Here is a 22,661-nt window from a genome sequence, read left to right as displayed (position 1 = left end):
TATATCTTGCCCATAAATTGTTTTTAAGGCAAGAAAAATAATCGTATTTTTGATATCTGTGAAAATGAATATGACACTCAAGCCATACTTTTACATAAAGACGGGTTTAAACCTTGTCTGCCCGGTTGCACGAAAGGCACATCCTAAAGCCGGAGGTAAACAGACTTGAATACCCAGGTCAGGCATATAACCAACTTTATGCACCAATGGGCGCCACCCGGCATAAAGATGAGTTATGACAATGTAGGTCTACTGCTTGGTGATCCTTCTGCACCCGTCTCCAGAATTCTTGTTTGCCTCGATGTTACGGAGGAAGTAGTAGACGAGGCTCTCAAGAAGAAATGCGAGCTTATTGTGTCGCACCATCCGCTTATCTTCAATGAACTGAAAAAGATCAACCCGGTGCATGAGCAGGGGCGAATCATCTATAAAATGATTCGCAATAATATTGCGTTGCTTTCCGTCCATACCAACCTGGATGCAGCGCTGGATGGTGTATCATTTGTTCTGGCCAACAATCTGGGTCTTGACGAACTTCAGTTTCTGGACAGGAACTACAACATAAGCCGAAAAATATCTCTTACCACCAATGTGGATGACACGCAGGCTGTGTTAAAGCTGCTCAACTACTACTCAGCCGAAGAAGCACACTTTTATGAGGTTGACAGCCGCAAAGAGGGTCAAAAGTGCTTTGAAGCCATTATCGACCGGCACAATGTAAATCAGCTTCGCACTGCACTCGAAAAGGAAGGCCTCCTGAAAAAGGGCAGCTTTCAGGAAATGGAGATGAGTACCCCAACCAATAATTTCGGCATGGGGGTCATCGGATATTATCCTGACGAGGGTATTGCAACGAATGAATTTTTACACCTTGTTTGTCGCGCGCTGGATGTACCGTCCGTGCGGTTTTCCGGTCAGGCTGAAAGAATTCGGAAAGTGGCTGTTTGCGGCGGTGCAGGCGTGTTTTTAAAAGATGCGGCTGTAAGGGCCGGGGCGGACGCTTTTGTCACGTCCGACATTAAATACCATGACTATTTTACCGAAAAAAGAAACTTTCTGCTGGTAGATACAGGTCATTATGAGAGTGAGTTTCCAGTGGTTGAAGCCGTCAGAAAAGAACTTTCAGAGGCTTTTGAGCATATAGAGGTAGATGCGACCGGGGTAGTTACAAACCCGATGAAGATCTATGTAACCGACTTTGAAAATAAAAACATCTAAATTTCCGATTCACCATCATGCAAGAGGTACTTCAACAACTCGCAAATTTACAGTACATAGATAGCCGTATCGATGAGATCAGGCAGCTTCGCGGCGATCTGCCCGAAGAAGTGCTGGATATCGAAACCAATATAAACCGGTATCAGGCTAAATTAAATCAACTTGAAGAAGAAGAAGACAGCCTGAAGGAGGAGAAGGCAAAGCTTGAGAACGATATCGAAGTATCGAAAGAGAAAACGAAGAAGTATGAGGAGCAGCAGTTATCTGTTCGCAACAATCGTGAATATGACGCCCTGACAAAAGAGATTGAGGCTCAAAAGCAGTTTGTTGAAACCTCTGAAAAACGAATCGAAGAGATTGAAAAGCGCCAGGAAGAACTGGAGGCTGAATTGGAGGCTGTTCGCGGCGATCTGGAAGAAACGGAAGAGCTTCACAAAGACAAGAAGGAAAATCTCGATAAGGTGATCGAAAGCACCAAGACGGAAGAAGACAAACTCCTCGAAAAACGTGAAGAACTTGAAGAGGAGCTGGATTCCCGCTACGTGAGAAGCTACAATCGTCTCAGAAACGGTCTTTCCAACGGCATCGCGGTAGTGGCAATGGAGCGTGGCGCTGCGCTGGGAATGGCTCTTCCACCACAGACTCAGGTGGAGGTAAGGCGAAAAAACAAGGTAATCATCGATGAGCACAGCGGCCGGATCGTTATTGACCCCTCCTTTTTTGAAGAAGCAAAGAAGCAGCTTAACGTCTGATATCGGATACGTTTTTTAAACCTGCACATGTGTCGGGACGTTGTGCAGTGCCGTATCTGCATACTAATGTGACATCTTAAGCGTATATTCTATTCAGTGAAGATTGTTAAATGCTTCCGGGCAATCGCTCACCGCTTTTGGCGGTGGGAGGAAAGTCCGAACACCAGCGGGTACCGTGCTTCCTAACGGGAAGGTCTCTGCGTTTGACGCAGGGAACAGACAGTGCCACAGAAAACAGACTTCCTTTTGATGCGGAGGGTGAGGGTTAGCCCTCATCCGTTGATGCACCGGAAGGTAAAGGTGAAAAGGTGAGGTAAGAGCTCACCGTCGCTGCCGGTGACGGCAGTGTGCATGGAAAACCTCACGGGGTGCAAGTTCACGCAGGCTGTGTGCCACCCGTCACAATACAGCCGGGTAGAACGCTCAGATCTTTCGGGTGACCGAAAGGCCAGATAAATGATTGCCATCCCGACACACATCGGGATACAGAATTCGGCTTACAGGAAGCATTTAACAACTTTTCAAAGGGTCTCTTTTTTATCAATCACAGCCAAATTTTTGTGATTGGAAGCCAAAAAGGGGACCTTGATACTCAAGCAACAACCATGAACTTTATTGTAGTACTAACCACTATGATAGGGCATTAATCAAAGAAAACGCATATATGACACTTTTAAGGAATGTAACGCTGCTTCTGGCAGTAACGCTTTTTACAACTGCCGGAGCTTTTGCTCAGGTACAGCAAAATCAGCAGCAAATGCCGCAGATGCCCGATCTGCCCACATCAGCTGATGTAACCGATGAAGAAATTGACAATGTTGTTCAAACCATTATGGACCTTACTCCAATTCAGCAGGAAGCTGAGCGCAAGATGGAGGAAGCAGTTGTGGAAGGAGGCATTGAAGTTGAGAGATTTCGACAGATAGTTGCAACCATGCAAAATCCCCAAATGGCCGGCGGCTCCGATATCACGGACGAGGAGATGCAGACTCTGCAGTCTCTGCAGCCTGCACTAATGCAGATTCAGACTGAAGCACAACAGGAAATCGTTGCTAAAATTGAAGAGAACGGTTTTACAACGCAACGCTACCAAAGCATTATGATGGGAGCACAGCAAGACCCGGAACTTCGGAACCGTATCGAAACGCTTCTTGAAGAGGAAGAAAGCGAAGAGACACAGTAACAAACTATCTTGGTATTAGAACAAAGGCCGGTTTCCGCAAGGATCCGGCCTTTTTTTATCGAAACTGATTGATTAAAACGTATTTACCACTCGAAAAGAGCTATAAATTAACTTTGTAGGACCCCTTAATCTTTCTGTCGAGTTCTCTTTTCATATCCTTTTCCCTGATATCTTCCCTCTTGTCATACTGTTTCTTTCCTCTTGCCAGACCAAGCAGAATTTTTGCATAGCCGCCCTTAAAATAGAGCTTGAGAGGTACAAGGGTATACCCCTTTTGGTTCATATACCTGTCGATCTCACGTATTTCTTTTCTTTTCAGCAGCAGTTTCCTGTCGCGGCGTTCATCGTGATTATAAAATGAGCCGAACTCATAAGGCTTGATGTACATGTTTCGGAGCCAGATCTCACCATTCTTCATGTACGCGAATGATTCATTCAGGCTGGCTTTTCCCGCCCTGATGGATTTGACCTCCGTACCCTTAAGTGCAATGCCCGCCTCGTAGGTGTCATCTATATGAAAATTGAACCGCGCCTTGCGGTTTTCAATTTTGGGAGATTGGTTCTTTTTACTGCTGGTATCTGTTTTTTTAGCCAAATCGAACTGATTTTGAGTCATAAGGTTCGCCTGTGTCTGAAATGTTTAACACGGGCGATAAAGCTTCAGGCAATAAAACAATGGTTTAGCTTATTAATAATCAAAACCAACCTCTCTAAGTCCCTCAAGTACCTCAGGTTCGGGCTGGCGGTTGGGTATGGTGGAGTAGATCGCCATAATCTGCTCTATCTGGTCTCTGGCCACCTGGTTTTGCGGGTTGATTTTAAGCACTTCCGTGAACTGGGTCAGTGCGTTATTCATCCGGGTTCGCATTTCGGTCTGATCAAACGTATTCATGCTGTGAAGCCCATAATTAAGATGCGTCTTTTCAAGAAGCAGCCTGATGTCTGGATCTTCACGGTCTTCATTACTGAGCAGGCTGAGAGCAGTTTCATATTCGTTGGCCTCAATAAGGCGGTCTATTTTTTGGGGAAGGGGCAGATTTTCATCCACAATTTCCGAAGATTCATTATTACACCCCGTAAAAAGAGAGCTTACGGCACTCAGTACTATAATTGATAAAAACAGTCTGTATTTAGGCATGATTGATTTTAAATAATTGTCAGTTCAAAAAGTAGATGGGTGTGGGGCTTATGCATAGCACAAATACGGCCATACTGGCCCATCCCAGAATCCGCCGGCCCTTTGTTAATGGCTGCTCGTACGTTACAGGCGGATGTTCAACTTTAACAAAAAATACGAGAAAGAGACTCCATACTACCCATATTAGGGAGCCTGCCTGATCAAGAGAGCCGGTGAAATAGATGGTTGCTGAGGAGATAATCAGAGATACCGCCCAAACCGGCGCAATCCACAGGTGGTCGTTGTGATATCCTTTCCTCAGTATCGCAAACAGAACCAGGGCCCATAGAACAAAAGCGCTGTATCCATAGCCCGGCAGCCAGTCACTGATATTCAGAAATAGAAAAGGTATGGCCTCCAAACCTGCAAGTGTGGTAATTAAACCCAGCCCAATCCTGGCTGTCCATTGATGCTTTCTGTATCCGACCAATGCATACAAAATATGCCCTCCGTCAAGTTGACCGATCGGCGTCAGATTCAGAGCGGTGAAAAAGAGCCCCAGCCAGCCGGCGAAAAGAAACGGAAAGTGATACATCTCATACATGGGGGGAACATTGTCAAAAAAGCCAGCCAAAAACGTATAAAGCAGTGTTTCACCCAGAATGATGGTTGCATTTACTTCCGATTCGGGCACCTCTGGAGGTGTGTCGGGATAGCTGCCCGTATCCTGAACATGAGCGACAATTTCCTCGTGACCGGCAAAGTTTTCAATGAATGAAGGTTCGGGAAGCGTGGAAAAACCGTACAGAAGGATGACAAGGGAAACAATGAAACCCGCAATTGGGCCTGCAATTCCGATATCAAAGAGTTTGACGGTGTCCCGAATTTTCTCCTCAATCTTAATGACCGCACCCAGGGTCCCGATACCCGCGGGCAAAGGAATAAAGTAGGGAAGGGTCACTTTTACATTGTGATAGACGGCCGCAAAATAGTGCCCGAATTCGTGTGTTGCCAGAAAGCCAAGCAGCAATACCGCAAAAAGGGCGCCCTGGGGCCACATCTCGAGATATGATTCTGCATTTGCGGTTTGACCGGTCCAGAAAATCCCTACATAGGTCACGCATACGAACGTAACAACAAATAGCGCAAGGTGTTTAAGGATGGCAACATAACCGGGCCGGTTTTTCCTGTTAACAGGCGCGCTGGTTTCAATTTCATCTTGTGACGAATATGGCTGGGGGAATGACAACTTATCGGAGATTACTTGATTTCATAAAAACGAATAGACGATATCGTGTACAAATGAATATTTATTGATCTTTCTCCCTCAGAACCGGCAGGGTCATGCAGCGGGCCCCGCCGCGGCCCCTGCAGAGCTCGTGACCCTGAAAGCTGATCGCGATCTTCCCTTCTACTTGCTGGTTGAAAGGTTTATCTGAAAACTTTTCAATAAAAGAAAACTGATCCATGTGCGTGTATCCGTGATCGGCCAGGGCTTCAAAAGTTCGGGTATTGCGTTCATACCCAACGATAACGCCGGGAGCCAGGGCAAATACGTTGGCACCATCGGTCCATTGTTCGCGAAACTGGTTGATACGGTCGGCGCCACCACACTTAATGAAAGTAAACTCTTTTTCGGTCAGCTCTTCGAGTGTTGCTTTCAGAGACGTTTTCTTCTTGGCATGTACAGACCCATTAACCGAATGCAGATGAACTACATTATCAGTTTTCTCCTCAATGGCGGGAGGAAACACAACACACTCATCATGATCAGCAAATGTAAAAATGGTGTCCAGATGCATGGAGGAGCGCTGCTTCGGTATATCGACAGCCAGAACATGGCTGATTCCAGAATCTAAAAGCTGTTCTGCTACGCCCATGAGTCCGCTAAATGAAGTGCGTTCACTCATCCCGATCATTACAATGTTTTCGCTGACAACAATAACGTCGCCCCCTTCAATGGATTGCTGCGGACTGGTATGAATGGCGTTTTTTTTCAGCTCGTTGAAAAGCGGGTGGTGCATGACGATGGTTTCCATCAGAAGAAATTCCCGGGCCCGGGCTTTTTTGGCTGCCTTTGAAATAATGATATTGTTGCCAACGACCGCTGCAAGATCTCGTGTAAACAGGAGGTTTGGCGCTGGATTTAAATCAAAATGACGACTGGGAGGAATGGAGCCTTCAACCACAAATTGCAAAAGCGTTTCGGCATCCAGTTTTTTTAAGTCCTTTTCGATAGGATGAATATTTTCATCCGCCAGCTCTTTGATCATCATCTCAATAAACTGATGGCGTACATCCTCAGCCTGAAAGCAATGAAGCGCAAGGTCGAGGATTTCAATTATCTCACCACCGGAAGGCATAGCTGTTTGAAAGAGCTTGAGCATATCAAGGTGCTCGATGCGTGCATCATTTTCAAAAATGATGTCATCAAAAAGGAGATCTTCCTTTTTGCTCGGATTTACCAGCGATACCTCACTTCCGGGGGTATGGACGATCACTTTTTTTAGAATATCGGTTTCAGACGAAATACCGGCCTTCATACAAATGGGTTTAACGTTTATTGAGACGGAAGGAGAAGATACAAAATATCCCAAGAGATTGGAGGTTCAGGTTGGGCCGATTCTCTCGGAAATCTTTAAAAAAGAAGTGTATCTTTTCGCCGAACCATTTAAAAAGAATTCATTTTTGGAATACTTTGTTGTTACAGTGCGTTCGTTCTCCAGAGTGCGATCACGATCAACAGAGACACTGAATTTATAAATAGAAATGACAACCAAGTCAGAAATAGAATCTCTCATTTACCTGCTTGAAGATCCCGACCCTGAAGTTCAGATGGGTGTGAAAAGAAGGTTCAGGGAGCTCGGGGAACAAGCTGTGCCTTTATTGGACCAGTTTCGCAGTGAATCAATTCATGATTCAGAACGCAATACCATTAATGAGATTATCTACAATATCACCATTGGCTCACTAATGGAAGAGTTTTCAATGCTGCTCGAAAATGGTGTACAAAATTCAGGTACTCTGGAAAAAGCGGTATTGATGCTTTCACGATTTGGAAATCCAACTATCCGCATCGGGGAGTATGAGCGAAAACTGGACCAGATGGCCCGGCAGATCGGAACGGATATTGCTTACACACCATCCATACAGGAGAAAATGCAGATCCTGTTACAGTTTGTTTTCCGGGAACTTAGATTCAGGGGTGACTCTAAAGACTATCACAGCCCGGAGAACGCGTTTATTGACCGGGTGATTGACCGGCGGAAAGGTCTGCCGATAATGCTCAGCCTGGTGGTCATCTTTATAGCCCGAAGGTTGAACCTGCCCTTCTACGGTGTTAACATGCCGATACATTTTATGCTGATGTATCAAACACACAATCAGAACATACTGATCGACCCGTTCGACGGGGGTACGATTGTGACGTATGATCAGTGCTACTACTTCCTGAAGAAAAACGGCATTGAACCCAGACCCGAACATCTGCAAAAGGCTGATGAGGCCGATATACTGGCAAGGTGCATTCGAAATCTGATACACAGCTACGGCAAATCAAATCAGGACAGAAGGGTTCGCGACTTGAGAGAGCTTCTCCAGATTATCGAACTTAAAGGATAAACTGTCAGGCCGCACTCACGTTACACTAAATCTGAAAAGCTGATTCATCCATAGAGAAACGGAACGGATCGATCTGACTTGCCAAAGCGTAAAAAGATTTCGCTTCGTCCAGATCTCCGCTCTGCCTGTACATATCGCCCGCAAGGCTCATCAGATCGGGACTGGCAGGATATTTGTCGAGCATAGAGGTTAGAAGCGGAGTTGCTTTTTTTATCTCTTTATCAGCTACCATAATTTTAAGGCGATAGAGATCGAATGCAGGGTGCGACTTACCTCCTTTCTCCAGATAGTGTTTACAGCGTGAAAAGATATTTTTAGAAAAATAATATTCGATCATCAGGAGCAGAAATGCGACCGGCAGATCCAGTTTATCCAGCCGGTCCTCCAGTGTACGCAGTAACTCCCGTTCGTCGGCAATGGTCAGAGCCGACACGATTGTAATCAGATCGTCTTTACTCCAATTGCTTCGAAGTATTTCCGTTTTTACTTCACTGGTAAGATAGGACTGTACGGCATCCACCCAATCAATGTCGGGATTGAAGGGGTCGTGTGGAATGCCCAATTTTCGAAGCCGATCAGGATGGGACCCCTGGTCAGGAATTTTTTTCTCGCCGGTTGTACCCCACTTGCGGTAGAAGCGGTCTTTGTTCGACCATTTCAGAAAGGGGATCATCTGGAGGCCGAGCATAGTGGTTGTTTTGGCTTCAGCATGATTGCACAGGGCTGCCGTAACGATAGAGATCTCATACCCTGAATCTTTTACCAGCATGCACAAGTCATTCATATCGTAATAAGAGAGACCGTAATCTTCATCAAATCGAAAATCATGCTCTTTTTTCAACATAAAACAGCAGCTGTCGGCAGAAGAGGCTGATAAATGGGATACGGTTTCATCCGGGCTGGCCACCTGGGCCGGTTCACTGCTTTTATTCAGTACCGGCGCTGCAAGACCAACGTTGCTGCGATTTTCAAAAGCTCCCTTCAGAAGCGGAAGCAGATTCTCTGAAGGCAGTAAATCGTTATGCATAACAACAAGATAGTCTCCCAAGGCTGCATCGAGCCCTTGATTGACGGACGCTGCAAATCCCTTATTGTTTGAATTGGTCAGAATGCGGATGTTCAGAAAATCTTTTTCAGCCAGCTGCTCAAGATATTCGAATGTATCGTCAATACTGGCATTATCAATAACAACTAATTCTGTGAGCTTTGAATCCACGGTTTCAGAAAGCCGGATAAGTGTCTGCTCAAGGAAAGGCTTGCCGGCTCCGGTTGTGGGTATGATCACAGAATAGAGAGGTTTTTCGTCCTCATTGGTTGTGGCCGAGGATTCTGTGGTTACGGAGTCTTCTTCATCCTCCTGAACGTCATTCGAGTCGAAATCGAATGTGAACCGTGAGTCTGCCCGTGCAGGTTTTTCATCACTGCTGCTTTCAGTCTTCGGTGGCGGCGGCGGTTCGGGCTGTTCTTGCCTTATCTGTTCCTGCTGTTCCTTTTGACGCTTCTGCAGCCGGTGCTTCAGTTCTGCGGCCTCCACGTGCCGCCTCAACTTTTCAAGAGATGTTATCTTAATTCGATTGGCTTCCAGATGATTTGGATATTTGCGCAAGTAGGTTGAAATAAACTCAAGCGACTTGTTGGCATCTCCTGTATTAAGATACTTTCTGGCATCGATCAGCAGCTGCTCGTCTCGTGAAAGGGATGGTTCGGAACGGTCGAGGGTTTGCAGTTTTTCGAAAAGAGCAGCCTGCTCATCGGGATCCGTACTCAGGCGAATGGCTGACAGGGTGAACTCTCTTATATCGTCCGGTTTTGCAAAAATAGACTGATTTTCAGAGAGTACGAAAAACGGGTCTGTTCTGTGCCAGGTATTCTCTTCTGAAAGGCGCATTGCCAATTCAGCACCGTGAAGCTCTTTTAAAAAGGGATTGAAGATCATGTTTCCCATACCAATCACGCTGCGATTCCATACAAGGCAGGTATCATCCGGAAGGCCTGCATCTTCGGCGGCGTCAATCCATCGCTCAGGCGATCCCGGTAACGAAAAATCGAGAGCCCAAAAAGCGGCAGGATCCGACTTGAACCTCCTGATGGCATCCGTAAGCAGCGATTCGTTGAGCCTGCTGGCCTGGAGAGGTGCCCAAATAAGCATACCGGATGATTGTATCAAACCCTCGTTAAGACAATACCCGCGCCCGCAGGGAGCATCATGCTCAAAGTAGTACACCTGCTCGCTGTCGGTCTGCCCAAGCGTTTTTTGAATGAAAAGCGACAGATCTGAATCCGCAGCATCATTAATTACTATAAGCTCAATACCGGGGTGGCCAATACGCGTAAGGGTGAGCAGAAGAGCTTCAAAATGACTCTTGGCGGCATGAGTTGTAAGAATAACGGAGAGGGCAACGGGTCCGTGCATGATGTGGTACAATTTAGCTCAAATATAAAAGATCGCGAGGGGGGATAAAAAGGGAATTAAATAAAATGTGAAGACGGAAAAATACAGGTAAGAATACAATGCATACAGTTTTTTTAAGTAACATCAGCTATTAAACTGTATCCTTTTGGAAACAAAGACGGCAAATGGCGATTTATATCCGGACACGCGTAAGGATACGTGATACAGGCTAATACGAAAATTAATCTACGGCGGTGAATGAAATGAAAAAAGTATTCCCAATACTTCTTGTCGCATTGATAGCCGCTTCGTGCGCATCATCTCAGAAGATGCTTCAGCGGGGCCAATATGACAGGGCAATTGACAAGGCATCAGAAAAGCTGATGAAAAAGCCGGACAACGGCAAGGAACTTGCGGTTCTGAAAGAAGCATACGAGCTGGCAAACACCTTTGACCAGGAAAGAATCGACTTTCTGGAACTGGAAGGACTTGAAGAGAGCTGGGTGGAGATATACCTGCTATATGAGGAGATGAACATTCGGCAAAATAAGGTTCGCCGTCTGCCTTCACAGGTTAGAAGTCAGTTTACATTTGTAAACTACGATCAGAAGATAGTTGACTCCAAGGCGGCGGCAGCGGATGTATCGTATCGCCGCGGTGAAGAGTTTCTGGCTGCAGGGGATAAATTAAGCGCGAGGCAGGCGTATAATGAGTTTGAACAGGCCGATTTAATTTATCCGGGATACAGGGATGTTGTACAGAAAATGGCCGAAGCAGAGATTGCCGGCAGAAACAATGCACTTTTTCTTATAGAGAATAATTCCGGAATGGTAGTTCCTGAATTCTTTGACTCTGAAATCAAAAAAGTGACGCTGAAAGAGCTGAACACTCTGTGGTTGAATATCGATACCTATGAAAATGAATCAATCGATTACGATCATTTTGTAATCCTTAATATTACCGATATCTCCTTTTCACCTGAAACCATTGAGCGCAGAACATTTACGGAGTCACGTGAAATACAGGACGGAATGAGGTATCAACTGGACGACAATGGAAATGTGATGAAAGACTCAACCGGAACGGATATCCGTGTGCCCAATATGATAACGGTATCTGCAGAGATTACGGAAACGGTTCAGTTGAAATCGGCCGTTGTGGGTGGGTCTCTGAACGTGTATGATTTGAGAACCGATCAGCTTGTGAAAACCGATAATATCGGCGTCGAAGCTGTATTTCGTCACCGGTTTGGCGAATATAGCGGCGACAGGCGTGCACTGAGTGAAGAGTTACAGGCGGTTATGAGGGGAAGGGAAGTGCCCTTTCCGGCCAATGAAGAGATGATGATGGACGCTGCGGAATTACTTAAGGACCGATCAAAGGCGATTGTTGCCAGAAACCGCAGGGTTCTTGAAAGTTAGAAATGGATTCTGGATCCTGAAAGACAAAAAACCCCGCAAGGTACTCCTGCGGGGTTTTTTTATAGAAATAAAAACCGTTAATAACGGCGCTGTTTATTCTCCTGCTTCAGGTATGGGAGCATCCCAGTGGGGCAGCTCCGCATCTGCATCGCCGGTCATCAGGTACGTGTCAAACCACCGGAGCATACGGTATGCATAATCCAGCCGGGATGACGCACGTGTATTCCCGTGTCCTTCACCTGGATACCACACAAGCCGAACGGGTACATCCGGTTTTCTCACTTTAATGTGGCGATAGAGTTCAAGAGACTGTGCAGGGTGCACTCGCGTATCTTCTGCCCCGTGCATAATCAGAATAGGTGTCTGTGAACGGTCTACATAATATACGGGACTTCGTTTCAGGTAGTTCATCCACATATCGTCGGATTCCCACATGCGCTCTCGTGAGTGTACAAGAAACAGCTCATCCGGGATGTCGCTGGTACCCCATTTTGAGAGGTTGTTGCTGATCCCAACGAACATAACTGAAGCTGCAAACCTGTCGGAGTAGTAGGTGCTCATCCAGGCAGAGGCATATCCGCCGTAAGAGCCTCCTGTAACACCAATTCTGTCACGATCCGCAACTCCCTGCTCAATCAGGTAGTCAACTCCGTCTACCACATCATCAAACTCTTTGCCGGCCAGATCCGATTGGCTGCTGTAGGCAAAATCCACTCCGCGGCCTGTGCTGCCCCGATAGTTAGGATAAAAAACAGCGTACCCCTTTGCTGCAGCCATCTGCCCCGGCATGGAATAGGATGTAAGCCAGCCATTGCTGTAATGTGCTTCAGGTCCGCCATGCACCACGGTAATGACCGGCACCCTGGTTCCTTCACTGTAATTGACCGGATAAATCAACATGCCCTCAATATCGAATTCACCATCTCTTGCCGTATATCGAACCACTTCCTGCCTGCCAAGCTCTGCTTCCTCAAGCCAGGGGTTGTGATGGGTTAAGCGTTCAGGTTCAGCGTTTCTGCGTGCTGACAGATGGAAGAGCTCGGTGGGATGAGCGGGTGTGCTGGCCGTAAAAGAGACCGCGCCGCCGGTTGCTTTTGAAAAGGATGTGATGGCATGGGCGTCTGCCTCCAGCACGTAATTTTTAGAGCGCCCGTCGGGACGAATAGTTCCAATGGCTGTGCTTGTGCTGATGCTTGCCAGGAATGAGATCTCATTGGTATCTGTCCAGTCTATGTGCTCATACTTTCCTTCAAAACCCCGATCGATGATGCGGGGCGTACCGCCTTCCGCAGACACAATCAGGATTCTTCCGTCAATAGGATCATGAATATCCATGCCTGCACGAAGAGCGAGCTGCGTACCATCGGGACTCCATACAATCTGGCCGATTTTTCCTTCATTGTTCACTTCCGCAACAACCTCCCGCGTGCGGTAATCGATAACAAATACCTGCTGCGCCATATAGAAGTCGTCAACAGTAGGCGTGGGAGCTGCTGAAACGGCAATTCGGCTCCCCTCCGGACTCCACGCCATCATGTACACGGATCCCTCCAGGTCGATGAGGTGTGGGGTATGGTTGCTGTGCATTACGTTGGTAATATACGCCTTACGATTTGGCCGGTTCTCTTCATATACGTCTGCAGTATAGGGAAGAGGTGAATCTGAACTTTCTGCAGCATCGAATGCCGTAAATACAATGTGATTTCCATCATTATGCCAGGAGTAGCTTAGAATGCTTCGCTCAAACCCGAAGAGCTTCACGGCCTCTCCACCGTCAAGGGGCACCTCATACAATGCCCTTCCGTTGTCGCCGCTCTGACTGGCCAGAAATGAGACGGAGTTATTTTCCGGTCTGAATTGCACACCGCTCACTGAACCACTCGTATAATAAGGTTTGGATATGCCCTCACTGACGGAGTAGACGTGCAGCTCTGTCTGGCTGCCCGCATTCTCGAGATAAGGATCAGATGGAACACTTACCGTATAGGCAATGTGGTTGCCGTCATCTGATATAGCCGACCCTGTTACAGCGGTCACTTTTGAGATGTGCTGCGGCGTAATCTCAGTCTGCGCAAAAGATATACTGTGTATAAATAAAAATGATAGGATGAGGGTCATGAAAACCGTCAACCTGTCAGCATCTCTAGTCATTATCTTCATATTCTGGTGATTAAATATTTCGGTTTATATCCTCTTATTCCATCAAGATACATATCAGGAATATTTGCTGAAAATCATTTCGGAGATTCTGTAGCTGCCTGCTGATGAAGAGATCCTGCTGTGAAATCAAAAAATGTTATTTTCTTTACTTCGGCCATTCCGGGGAAGCCATGAACGCAGCCCTGCTATGTAATTGTTAGTTTCGGAACAGATCATTCACGTATCAGTTTGCCAACTTTAAACCTGAATACCATCATGAAGGTAAAATACATTGTCACTTTTCTCCTCCCGCTTCTTCTAATCACGGCATGTTCACAACAAGTTGATCAGCCGCTTACGGATTATCCAAACTCCGAACTGCTGATCAGCGCTGCTGAGCTGAATGAACAGATTAACGGCGGTGATGATCCGGTAGTGATTGACACAAGAGCTGAAGAGCCGGATTCACTGATTCCAGGAGCTGTTCACTTTCAGGCTGTTTCGGAACTGATTGATCCGGATCACCCTGTTGAATCCTACCTGATCGGGCCTGAGGCTTTTGAGGAAAAAATGAGGGCACTGGGACTGGATAACGAGGACAGGCTTGTGCTGTACGACGGCGGAAACTCCCTTGCGGCAGCCAGGCTGTTTTACGCGCTGGACTATTATGGGTTTTCAAACGCTGCCATACTGAATGGTGGATTTGAGGCATGGATGGAAGAGGCACTGCCCTTTGCAAAAGAACCGGAATCTCCGGAATCCGGGATGTTTACAGTTGCTGTTCAGGAGGCAAAAATTTGCGACATCAATTACATTGTAGAAGCTTCAAATGACCCGGATAAAATCATTTTTGACGTACGCTCACCCGAAGAGTACAGGGGTGAAACGGATCGTGCGGAAAAAAATGGCCATATTCCTAATGCGATAAATCTGGAGTGGAATAACCTGATTGAGTCGGAAGGCGTACCCTATTTTCTTTCCGCAGCCGAGATTCAGGACAAATTAAATGCAATGGGCATTACATGGGACAAAGAGATTATTACGCATTGCCAATCGAATGTACGCGGATCTCATGCTTACTTCACACTGCGGCTGATGGGGTACGATTCAGTGAGAGCCTATGAGGGTTCATGGTCTGAATACGGTAACAGTTCGGAAACGGTGGTACAGTCAACAGTTTCAGAATAAATTCAAACACCGCAATTCAGAATTGAAACATAAGCTTGAGCAGCAGATAGATCGCGGCAGGAGGTATTGTGGAAACCAGTATCCAGTAGGAGGCTTTACGCATTTTTATCCGCCAGTCTGTTTTTGGAGATTTAACGGGCTGCCTTGGCTTTGAATCCTGCTTAAATCCCTGCCGTTGTATGCTGCCCCAGCCCCGCTTGCCCCTGATGTAGTCGAAAACCCCTTTAAACCTCCACCAGGTATTGATTTGCCTGTATCCGAGGTTTTCAAGAATTGCATACAGGGTGAGCGTTATGATATTTTTTGCACTGCCGTAGCGCCTGAATGTAGCCTCCTCACTGATAAGGGATGAGATGGAAAGCATCATGCCAAGAAGGATGGAAACAGAGAGGAACAGAACCACAAAGGTTTCATAGACGCCAAAAGTGAGAATAACACTTATTAAATAGAAATAGCCCAGCATCTCAATAATTGGGCCCAGAAACTCTATAAAAAAGAAGTAGGGCATGGTAAGGTTTCCGATTCTTCCATATTTCCGGTTAAAAAACATGGTTTTGTGCCTCCAAAGCGAGTCCGCCAGTCCCCGCTGCCAGCGATTTCGCTGGGAAGAAAGGTCAAGCCAGTTTTCGGGTACTTCCGTCCAGCATACGGGTTCTGGAATATAGCGTATGCGGTACTCTTCCTTTTGCTCCCTGAAAAACCTGTGAAGGCGAACCACCAGCTCCATATCTTCCCCGACGGAGTCGCGGCTGTAGCCTCCGGCCCTGATAACCGCCTTACGGTCGAAAATGCCGAATGCTCCCGAGATAATGAAAAGGCTGTTGAAAAAATCCCAGCCCACTCGTCCGAACAGGAATGAGCGCAGATATTCAACAGTTTGCAGCCGGGCCAGAAAACTTTTTGGAATATCCACCTTCCTGATTTCATAGTCTGAAATGTGACAGCCGTTTGCAATCCGTACAATCCCGCCCGCCGCCACGAGTTTTTTGTCCTCAACAAATGCACGAAGCATTTTATTGAGCGCGTCGGGTTCCAGGATGGAATCCGCATCAATTGAACAGAAAAGATCGCGATTTGTGAAATTAATCCCTGCGTTCAGGGCATCGGATTTGCCTCCATTCTCCTTGTCCACAACAATAAGATTGTCATAGCGCGCAGACCGGTACGTTTTATTGATTTTCCGGTGCGGTAAATCAGAATAAACAGGAACCGTATCCTCTCTCAGTTCGAAGTGGTTAATCAGCTTCTCCATTGTCCGGTCGGTACTGCCGTCATTCACTACCACCAACTCAAGGTCCCTGTAGTGCATCTGCATCATTGTTTCAACGGAATCAATGATATTCACCTCTTCGTTATAAGCGGGCGCGATGACCGTAATGGTCTTGTAGAGGTCGGACTGAAACACCCCCTCAGGCTCAAAAACCGAGTAGTAATTTTGAAGTTTGCGAATGTAGAAAAGGGAAATGAACACCATCACGATATAGATGGAGTTCACAACAAAAAAATAGGTGATGAACAGCCACCCAATGGAGTCCAGATAGTTCAGAAACTGGTAGAGATAAGGAAGAATATGTCCTGCAAATTCGGTCATTTTGTATTACTGTAAATTAATTCGTTCTCCATTACGGGATATCCAGTTTATGGCTGAGCTTTTCAGGCTCAATCCAGCTTATTCAGACTCACTGTCCTGTCTCATGGTCCGTAGCAGGTTAATTCAAGACGATCGGGTGCCCTATTGCGGAAGCAAACTCTCTTGACGTGAGCTCGCCAACCGAATTTTCGGCAGCCAAAGCTATCTTTTTATCACTGTGGTATAAAAAACGGACAATATAGTCGGCTGCATCCAGATTCAGAAATATCCGTTGCGAGTCGATGAGCGCAGTTAATACCACCGGGTTGTTCCACATGTCCTCTTTACTTCTGAGCCACTGATAGAAAGTATCAGCCAGGTGGCAGAAATTGGATTCCGCTGCACACCGAATAAGTACAGCCCTGTTTTCAGGCGTGATTTCAGGATCAGAAACAATGTGCATTAGTGCATCCGACTCTTCCTCTTCCTGATTCAGATCTTCATTTCTGAATCTGTAAAACATCTCCATTATGGCCATTTCTGACAATTTTCTGTTTTTCGCGAGGGAACCCAATGCATAACTCCTGGTGGCCAAATCAGGGCTCCCCATCAGCGCGGAGGCTGCAGAGAACGCAAGAAACGTGTTGTCCGAGAGTACCTCTTTTTTCAGTAAACGGATTATGAACGGAACATTGAGATCCATATACCTGAAGTACGAACAAGCCTTGATTTTCAATTCGGGGTCGTTCGACTGAAGAAGCTGCAGGTGATAATCATAAATTGGCTTTATGACCAGTGCGGACCGTAGTTTAACGGCTTCATCGCCTTCCAGGTTTTTCAGAAGCTCGATAACATTCTCCTTAAACACCTTGCACTTCAGTTTGTCTGTGCCTGTAAGCTTTTCCAGTTCCCTTCTGCCAATATCTCCATCCAGATACTGGAAAAGGGCGGGCAAAAGGGTTCTCTCAAATCGTTCAGTTTGCCGTTGCTTCCGTATCTGAAGATATCGCAGCCCAAGTGTGTATATAAAAAGAAAAAGTGTGGACCCCAGCAGCGCCATGGTCACGAGCCATAAAAGGCGTGTAGACGGATCCCAGAAAAGGGAAGACTGTGCTGTGATAATCAGCTGAAAATTTTCCATAGATGATGTTCTCCTGATCTGCTTATCGGTTTTATCCGGCAGCTCTTAAAAATGAACCGGAGTACCTTTTTTATGTAGTCCGGTATAAATGTGGATTGCGTTATTTTACCGGTGCCAGTGCTTTGTTAATGCGTATTATCAATTCGTCCGTCTGAAAGGGTTTCTCAACATAATCCATTGCCTCGTAGCTGAACGCCTTTTCTTTGTCTTTGATTTTCATGGATGCGCTGAGCATAATAACCCTTGTATCCCTGATCTGTTTTTCGCTCCGAATCTGTCTCAGAAGTTCCAGTCCGTTCATGCTTGGCAGCATAACGTCAAGAAGTACCAGGTCGGGGCTCAATTCTCTGATGGCTTTCAGGCCATCCAACCCGTTATTCCGGCGCTCAAACCGAAATTGGTTTTTAGTCAGGCGATGCTCGATGAGCTTGGCAACAACCGGGTCGTCCTCGATCAAAAGGATAGACGGTGTACGTGTTTTCATGTAACTCTCTGTTGATGATCTATATATACTGCGTATTCTTTCTTGTATACAGAATGTATGAAATATTTCAGGGAGAGAACTTTAATTTATATTAATGATCTGTCGATTATGTAACTAAACGGCTCTTTCCAACTCTTTGTCTATGTGAGATACAGGTTGGATTATCAGCCCTGAAGAATGTAAATGGGCAAAAATGATGATCTGCGCATTGGCAGAGAATTGGATCATGCGTATAAAACAATTCTAACCTGCTTTTCCACTTAGGGAAGAACGGTTTTATGAGTGATTATTTATTGATCAAAAGCCATATTTTTGAAGTGTAATAACATCTACAGACAATAGGATTTTGGATTTAACAAAAGGGAAAATCATTTGGGCCGGCATTTTTGCCGTTCTGATAAGCACAAATATACAGCCGGTATTGGCACAGACATCTTCAGCCCCGAATCAACCGTATCGCGGCCTTGGCAATATGGTGGCCACGGCCTTTACCTACGACCGGTATGGCGATGACTTTGAGGACTGGCAGCGTATGTACCTTGAGTACAGAAAGTTTACGGAGAAAAATACGTATATCGGCAGGCTGAATGTGGGGAATCGTTTTAGGCTCACGGATTACCAGGGAGAAATAGATCTATGGCCCATATTCAGCGGGAAATGGTACGGTAATTTCAACCTGGGGCTCTCAGGAGGCGACCTCTTTCCTGAGTTTAAGGGAAGCGGAGAATTGTACCGGGTGATTCCCGGGGGATTTGAAGCCTCAGCAGGGGTTCGCTATTTAAAATTCAGTACAGATGATGTTTTCATTTTTACAGGCTCCCTGAATAAGTACGCCGGAAGCTGGCTTTTAATAGCGAGGCCGTTCATTACGCCACAGGATTCGGGAGTGTCTGCTTCATTGAATGTTACAGCCAGGCGCTATTTTGGAAATCCCGAAAAATTTGCATCAGTAATTGCAGGGTTTGGTTTTTCACCGGATGAACGAAGTCTGATAGACGGGGTACCTGAGGAGCGCCTTCTCAAAACCCGGTATGTCGGGCTGATCGGCAATTATCTTGTTCAGAATAGGTTTGAGCTTTTTGGAGAAGTAAAAGCAAGCAGCCAGGAGTTTCCGTTTACAGATCAGTTTGTAAGCATTTACACATTTGAAACCGGAATACGTTACCGCTTCTGAGATATGGATATTCAGCTGCTTGAAAAAAGATGCCGGGAATACATTTCTTCACTAGCAGATGCAAATACAGACACTGCACATGACCTGAATCACACTGAACGTGTGGTGGAAAACGCCAAACTGATTTTGAGTAAAGAAAATGCAGACGAGGAAGTTACGATCGCAGCGGCCTGGCTTCACGATTGTGTAGTGCTTCCTAAAAATGACCCCGACAGACATGCGGCATCAACAATGGCTGCAAATAAGGCGATCCAGTTTTTACAGAAGATCGGGTTCGACGAAAAAAAACATGAAGATATAGCCCATGCCATTAAAGTTCACAGCTTTTCAGCCGATATGAAACCCAGGACCCTGGAAGCAAAAATCGTACAGGATGCGGATCGACTGGATGCTTTGGGAGCTATTGGACTGGCACGATGCTTTTTAGTGGGCGGCAGCCTCAATCGGTCACTCTATAATCGAATGGATCCTTTCTGTGTAAGCAGAGAGCCCGATGATACACGGTTCACCGTAGATCACTTCTATTCCAAGCTGTTTAAGCTTCCTGACCTCATGAAAACTGAAACAGGTAAAAAAGAGGCCCGCAAACGAGTTGATTTTATGAAAGAATTCATAAAACAATTACACAGAGAAATCCCCGAAAGCGGACGTTAAAGCAACAGAGGGAATAATGATTATTCATGAACCGTATCGGCATTGGCTATTTGTTTTCTTAATTACGGTATGCTCCGTAGTTGAGGGAGCAGCTCAGTCTGCAGGCGATCATCCTTTCCCTTTTTCCACCGACAGTACACATATAACCGTTTGGAACGGCGAGAACTATACGCCTCTTTTTATAAAAGGGATTAATCTGGGAATTGCTGTTCCCGGCACATTTGCGGGCAGTCTTGCCGCAAGCGCAGATGATTACCGGCGATGGTTTCATATGATGCGTGAAGCCGGCTTTAACAGCATACGTATATACACGCTGCACTATCCGCGCTTTTACAGAGAGCTGCGCCGCTATAACCTGGAGAATCCTCAATATCCGCTCTTTCTCTTCCAGGGCATCTGGCTGGAAGAACAGATTGAAGGGTACGATGAGGACCTGTTTTTTCTGACGGAAACCTTTGAGCAGGAGACGCGTGAAAATATTCGTGCCATTCACGGTGACATAACGATTGCTCCGCGTCTGGGAAAAGCGCACGGTGTTTTTGATGCGGATGTATCACCCTGGGTGATCGGGTACATCGCAGGAAGGGAAATCCATCCTCCGGAAGTGCTTCATACCAACCAAACCCGTCCCGGTATTACGTCATATGAAGGAGAGTATCTTTCAATTTCCAATACACAGGCGTCCGAGGCCTGGATAACTGCACGCCTGGACCACCTGTTGAGCTTCGAAATGGAAAACTATGGCACCCAGCGTCCGGTTTCAGCTTCCAGCTGGCCAACCCTGGATCCTCTTGAGCACCCGTTTGAGGAAAATCTATATGAGGTAAGTGCATCCATAGACGTTAGCGGTATTGACTACAGCAATGCAGATGCCGGTTTTTTTGTATCGTATCACGCGTATCCGTACTACCCCAATTATATCAGCCGCCATCCTGAATATACGTCCTACTTCGACCATCTGGGCCAAAACAGCTACCTTGGATATCTGACTAAATTGAAAGAGCACTATCCGGAATTCCCACTGATTTTAGCAGAGTTTGGCGGTTCCTCCAGCTGGGGAGTGGCTCAATATGCCCAGAACGGTATCCATCACGGAGGCTACCCCGAAACAGAGCAGGGAGAGAACAATATTCGAATGCTTATGAATATTCATCAGGCAGGTGCAGGAGGGGGTATGCAATTTTCCTGGATGGACGAATGGTTCAAACAGACCTGGATTACCAACCCCTTCGATTTTGATATCAATCGCAGGGTGCTCTGGCATAATGTTACCGCTGCAGAACAAAATTTCGGGCTTATCGGCTTTCGCACACCGGAACGTGAGATGCAGCAGTGGGAAGCATTTGGAGAGCAGGAACCCATCACGGCATTGCATGCTGACGCCGGCTACGCCTATTTTAAGATGCAACTCGACCTTCAGCAGCATATTGCTGAGGATGATACGGTCTGGATTTCAATAGATTCCTATGATTCAAACCTGGGAGAGTCCATATTACCTTCAGGCGATATTGTGGCCGATCGCGCCGAGTTTGCACTTATGATCACGAACTACTCGGCCAAACTGTTCGTGACGGAGGCCTATGACCTGTTTGGAATATGGCACGGTACCTCTGCGCCTGAGCAGCTATACCGCTCGGTTCCCACCGATGGCGCTCCGTGGAAACTGGTAAGGTGGAAAAATAATGTGAAAGATCAGGAGACGCAGGACATCGGCAACCTGGGAGTAAACAGGCTCGGAACTCCGCCTAAAAGTACCGATGCTGTATTTTTATACGAAGACCGGATTGTTGTAAGGCTGCCATGGTCACTGCTTCAATTTACCGATCCGTCCAGGCTGGAAGCGATGCACGATGACCGCACGGTTCCCGGAATCCAAACCCAAATATCCGATGGTATAAAAGCGGTTATTTTTTACAATGGATTTGCGGGAACAGCGACAACCAGATTTAACTGGCAGCCGTGGAACCTGCCGGACGATACAGAAGAGTATAAAAAAGATAGCTATTACGTTATCAAAGAGCGGCTCCGTTCACTTCCGGGCAACCCTATAGCGGTTACAGATTCATATCGGGTGGGGGTTGAAGGCATAAACCGTATAGGCGGCGACGAGGGTGTATTGTTGAATGATCTCTCACCGGACGGTTCACCCATGGAGGCAATCCTGGTTCAGCCTCCTCAGCACGGATTGATTCAAATCGGGGCGGATGGAAGCTTTTCATATGCGCCGGAGGCGGGATTTACCGGCGATGACGCATTTCTCTATCGTGTTCGCGCAGGTTCACATGTTTCGGAACCCGTACATGTCCACCTGAATGTGGAAGGTACGCCGGTGGGCGACGGTTTTGTGTCGCTTTATCCGAATCCAAGTAACAATCAGTTTACAATTCGTGCTTCTTCCGTCATCGACCGGATTGAATTCTTTACCATTACCGGACAGAAACTTTATGAAGTGAACGTAAACTCAACCCAGGCCAGCATTTCTTTGCCTTCTGCGCCGTCAGGTGTCTATTTCGCCAGAGTCTATTCCGGCAGGGATACACAACTGAAGAAGTTTATGATTGTGAAATAGTGGCCGGAGTTGAATTTCCGGCCTGATCTGCGGAAACG

General features: G+C 46.5%; 18 protein-coding genes and 1 other RNA gene. 10 read left to right on the top strand and 9 right to left on the bottom strand.

All coding sequences use genetic code 11. From position 1 onward, the window contains the following. Positions 1-165 precede the first annotated feature (165 nt). The 4 genes from DDZ15_RS12165 (at position 166) to DDZ15_RS12150 (ending at position 3,153) form a co-directional block, all read left to right on the top strand. Positions 166-1,218 carry a Nif3-like dinuclear metal center hexameric protein gene (locus DDZ15_RS12165; protein ID WP_109647373.1) on the top strand — a complete coding sequence of 351 codons (1,053 nt, stop codon included), beginning with the start codon at positions 166-168 and terminating at the stop codon, positions 1,216-1,218. A 17-nt stretch (positions 1,219-1,235) separates the two neighbouring features. Next, complete coding sequence (locus DDZ15_RS12160; protein WP_109647372.1) at positions 1,236-1,970, top strand: zinc ribbon domain-containing protein; 735 nt, start codon at positions 1,236-1,238, stop codon at positions 1,968-1,970. Positions 1,971-2,078: 108 nt separating this feature from the next. Then, positions 2,079-2,486, top strand: an RNA gene (rnpB, locus tag DDZ15_RS12155) — RNase P RNA component class A. A 148-nt stretch (positions 2,487-2,634) separates the two neighbouring features. Next, complete coding sequence (locus tag DDZ15_RS12150) at positions 2,635-3,153, top strand: DUF4168 domain-containing protein (protein WP_109647371.1); 519 nt, start codon at positions 2,635-2,637, stop codon at positions 3,151-3,153. A gap of 100 nt (positions 3,154-3,253) precedes the next feature. Here DDZ15_RS12150 and smpB read toward each other — a convergent pair whose 3' ends face one another. The 4 genes from smpB to DDZ15_RS12130 form a co-directional block, all read right to left on the bottom strand. Further along, entirely contained in the window at positions 3,254-3,748 is a 495-nt protein-coding gene (gene smpB, locus DDZ15_RS12145) for an SsrA-binding protein SmpB (RefSeq protein WP_278336129.1), read from the bottom strand. Positions 3,749-3,841: 93 nt separating this feature from the next. Next, a complete protein-coding gene (locus DDZ15_RS12140) occupies positions 3,842-4,291 on the bottom strand; it encodes a hypothetical protein (protein ID WP_109647369.1) in 450 nt (149 codons plus the stop codon). Between the two features lie 19 nt (positions 4,292-4,310). Next, positions 4,311-5,519, bottom strand: a complete 1,209-nt coding sequence (locus DDZ15_RS12135) for a site-2 protease family protein (protein WP_109647368.1) — start codon at positions 5,517-5,519, stop codon at positions 4,311-4,313. A 61-nt stretch (positions 5,520-5,580) separates the two neighbouring features. Next, positions 5,581-6,813: an arginine deiminase family protein gene (locus DDZ15_RS12130; RefSeq protein WP_109647367.1), complete on the bottom strand. Its 1,233-nt coding sequence runs from the start codon at positions 6,811-6,813 to the stop codon at positions 5,581-5,583. A gap of 226 nt (positions 6,814-7,039) precedes the next feature. On the opposite strand from DDZ15_RS12130, the gene DDZ15_RS12120 reads away from it, so the two are divergent. Then, positions 7,040-7,891 (top strand): SirB1 family protein, encoded by an 852-nt coding sequence (locus DDZ15_RS12120; protein ID WP_109647365.1) that lies wholly within the window; start codon positions 7,040-7,042, stop codon positions 7,889-7,891. A 25-nt stretch (positions 7,892-7,916) separates the two neighbouring features. Here the strand turns inward: DDZ15_RS12120 and DDZ15_RS12115 are convergent, their stop codons facing one another. Next, positions 7,917-10,304, bottom strand: coding sequence for a glycosyltransferase family 2 protein (locus DDZ15_RS12115; protein WP_109647364.1), 2,388 nt, complete (start codon positions 10,302-10,304; stop codon positions 7,917-7,919). 242 nt (positions 10,305-10,546) lie between these two features. Between DDZ15_RS12115 and DDZ15_RS12110 the strand changes: the two genes are divergently transcribed. Next, the gene (locus DDZ15_RS12110; protein WP_146198581.1) at positions 10,547-11,704 is read left to right on the top strand and encodes a hypothetical protein; all 1,158 of its coding nucleotides are present in this window, start codon (positions 10,547-10,549) and stop codon (positions 11,702-11,704) included. Between the two features lie 93 nt (positions 11,705-11,797). Here DDZ15_RS12110 and DDZ15_RS12105 read toward each other — a convergent pair whose 3' ends face one another. Next, positions 11,798-13,822 carry a S9 family peptidase gene (locus DDZ15_RS12105; RefSeq protein WP_158278707.1) on the bottom strand — a complete coding sequence of 675 codons (2,025 nt, stop codon included), beginning with the start codon at positions 13,820-13,822 and terminating at the stop codon, positions 11,798-11,800. A 297-nt stretch (positions 13,823-14,119) separates the two neighbouring features. Here DDZ15_RS12105 and DDZ15_RS12100 point away from each other — a divergent pair, with 297 nt between their 5' ends. Then, positions 14,120-15,031: a sulfurtransferase gene (locus DDZ15_RS12100; protein WP_109647361.1), complete on the top strand. Its 912-nt coding sequence runs from the start codon at positions 14,120-14,122 to the stop codon at positions 15,029-15,031. Positions 15,032-15,047: 16 nt separating this feature from the next. Here the strand turns inward: DDZ15_RS12100 and DDZ15_RS12095 are convergent, their stop codons facing one another. The 3 genes from DDZ15_RS12095 to DDZ15_RS12085 form a co-directional block, all read right to left on the bottom strand. Next, positions 15,048-16,622: a glycosyltransferase family 2 protein gene (locus DDZ15_RS12095; protein ID WP_109647360.1), complete on the bottom strand. Its 1,575-nt coding sequence runs from the start codon at positions 16,620-16,622 to the stop codon at positions 15,048-15,050. A gap of 118 nt (positions 16,623-16,740) precedes the next feature. Further along, complete coding sequence (locus tag DDZ15_RS12090) at positions 16,741-17,742, bottom strand: hypothetical protein (protein ID WP_109647359.1); 1,002 nt, start codon at positions 17,740-17,742, stop codon at positions 16,741-16,743. Between the two features lie 100 nt (positions 17,743-17,842). Beyond that, positions 17,843-18,226 (bottom strand): response regulator, encoded by a 384-nt coding sequence (locus tag DDZ15_RS12085; RefSeq protein WP_109647358.1) that lies wholly within the window; start codon positions 18,224-18,226, stop codon positions 17,843-17,845. Between the two features lie 346 nt (positions 18,227-18,572). Between DDZ15_RS12085 and DDZ15_RS12080 the strand changes: the two genes are divergently transcribed. The 3 genes from DDZ15_RS12080 to DDZ15_RS12070 are packed head-to-tail and all read left to right on the top strand — an operon-like array spanning position 18,573 to position 22,623. Continuing rightward, positions 18,573-19,400, top strand: a complete 828-nt coding sequence (locus DDZ15_RS12080) for a YaiO family outer membrane beta-barrel protein (RefSeq protein WP_109647357.1) — start codon at positions 18,573-18,575, stop codon at positions 19,398-19,400. A 3-nt stretch (positions 19,401-19,403) separates the two neighbouring features. Then, complete coding sequence (locus tag DDZ15_RS12075; protein ID WP_109647356.1) at positions 19,404-20,054, top strand: HD domain-containing protein; 651 nt, start codon at positions 19,404-19,406, stop codon at positions 20,052-20,054. A 16-nt stretch (positions 20,055-20,070) separates the two neighbouring features. After that, complete coding sequence (locus tag DDZ15_RS12070) at positions 20,071-22,623, top strand: T9SS type A sorting domain-containing protein (RefSeq protein ID WP_109647355.1); 2,553 nt, start codon at positions 20,071-20,073, stop codon at positions 22,621-22,623. Positions 22,624-22,661: the final 38 nt, after the last annotated feature.

Origin of the sequence: Rhodohalobacter mucosus (genome assembly GCF_003150675.1) — a bacterium.
GTDB classification, from domain to species: Bacteria; Bacteroidota; Rhodothermia; order Balneolales; family Balneolaceae; genus Rhodohalobacter; species Rhodohalobacter mucosus.
The sequence above is the reverse complement of the archived record's forward strand: the minus strand, read 5'-3'. Positions and strand labels throughout refer to the sequence as shown.

Bases quoted from the DNA above. Each gene is read 5' to 3' on its own strand.
- DDZ15_RS12120 (WP_109647365.1), top strand. From the start codon at position 7,040: ATGACAACCAAGTCAGAAATAGAATCTCTCATTTACCTGCTTGAAGAT.
- DDZ15_RS12085 (WP_109647358.1), bottom strand. From the start codon at position 18,226: ATGAAAACACGTACACCGTCTATCCTTTTGATCGAGGACGACCCGGTT.
- DDZ15_RS12115 (WP_109647364.1), bottom strand. From the start codon at position 10,304: ATGCACGGACCCGTTGCCCTCTCCGTTATTCTTACAACTCATGCCGCC.
- DDZ15_RS12095 (WP_109647360.1), bottom strand. From the start codon at position 16,622: ATGACCGAATTTGCAGGACATATTCTTCCTTATCTCTACCAGTTTCTG.
- DDZ15_RS12110 (WP_146198581.1), top strand. From the start codon at position 10,547: ATGAAAAAAGTATTCCCAATACTTCTTGTCGCATTGATAGCCGCTTCG.
- DDZ15_RS12140 (WP_109647369.1), bottom strand. From the start codon at position 4,291: ATGCCTAAATACAGACTGTTTTTATCAATTATAGTACTGAGTGCCGTA.
- DDZ15_RS12105 (WP_158278707.1), bottom strand. From the start codon at position 13,822: ATGACCCTCATCCTATCATTTTTATTTATACACAGTATATCTTTTGCG.
- DDZ15_RS12090 (WP_109647359.1), bottom strand. From the start codon at position 17,742: ATGGAAAATTTTCAGCTGATTATCACAGCACAGTCTTCCCTTTTCTGG.
- DDZ15_RS12130 (WP_109647367.1), bottom strand. From the start codon at position 6,813: ATGAAGGCCGGTATTTCGTCTGAAACCGATATTCTAAAAAAAGTGATC.
- DDZ15_RS12075 (WP_109647356.1), top strand. From the start codon at position 19,404: ATGGATATTCAGCTGCTTGAAAAAAGATGCCGGGAATACATTTCTTCA.
- DDZ15_RS12100 (WP_109647361.1), top strand. From the start codon at position 14,120: ATGAAGGTAAAATACATTGTCACTTTTCTCCTCCCGCTTCTTCTAATC.
- DDZ15_RS12070 (WP_109647355.1), top strand. From the start codon at position 20,071: ATGATTATTCATGAACCGTATCGGCATTGGCTATTTGTTTTCTTAATT.
- DDZ15_RS12150 (WP_109647371.1), top strand. From the start codon at position 2,635: ATGACACTTTTAAGGAATGTAACGCTGCTTCTGGCAGTAACGCTTTTT.
- DDZ15_RS12160 (WP_109647372.1), top strand. From the start codon at position 1,236: ATGCAAGAGGTACTTCAACAACTCGCAAATTTACAGTACATAGATAGC.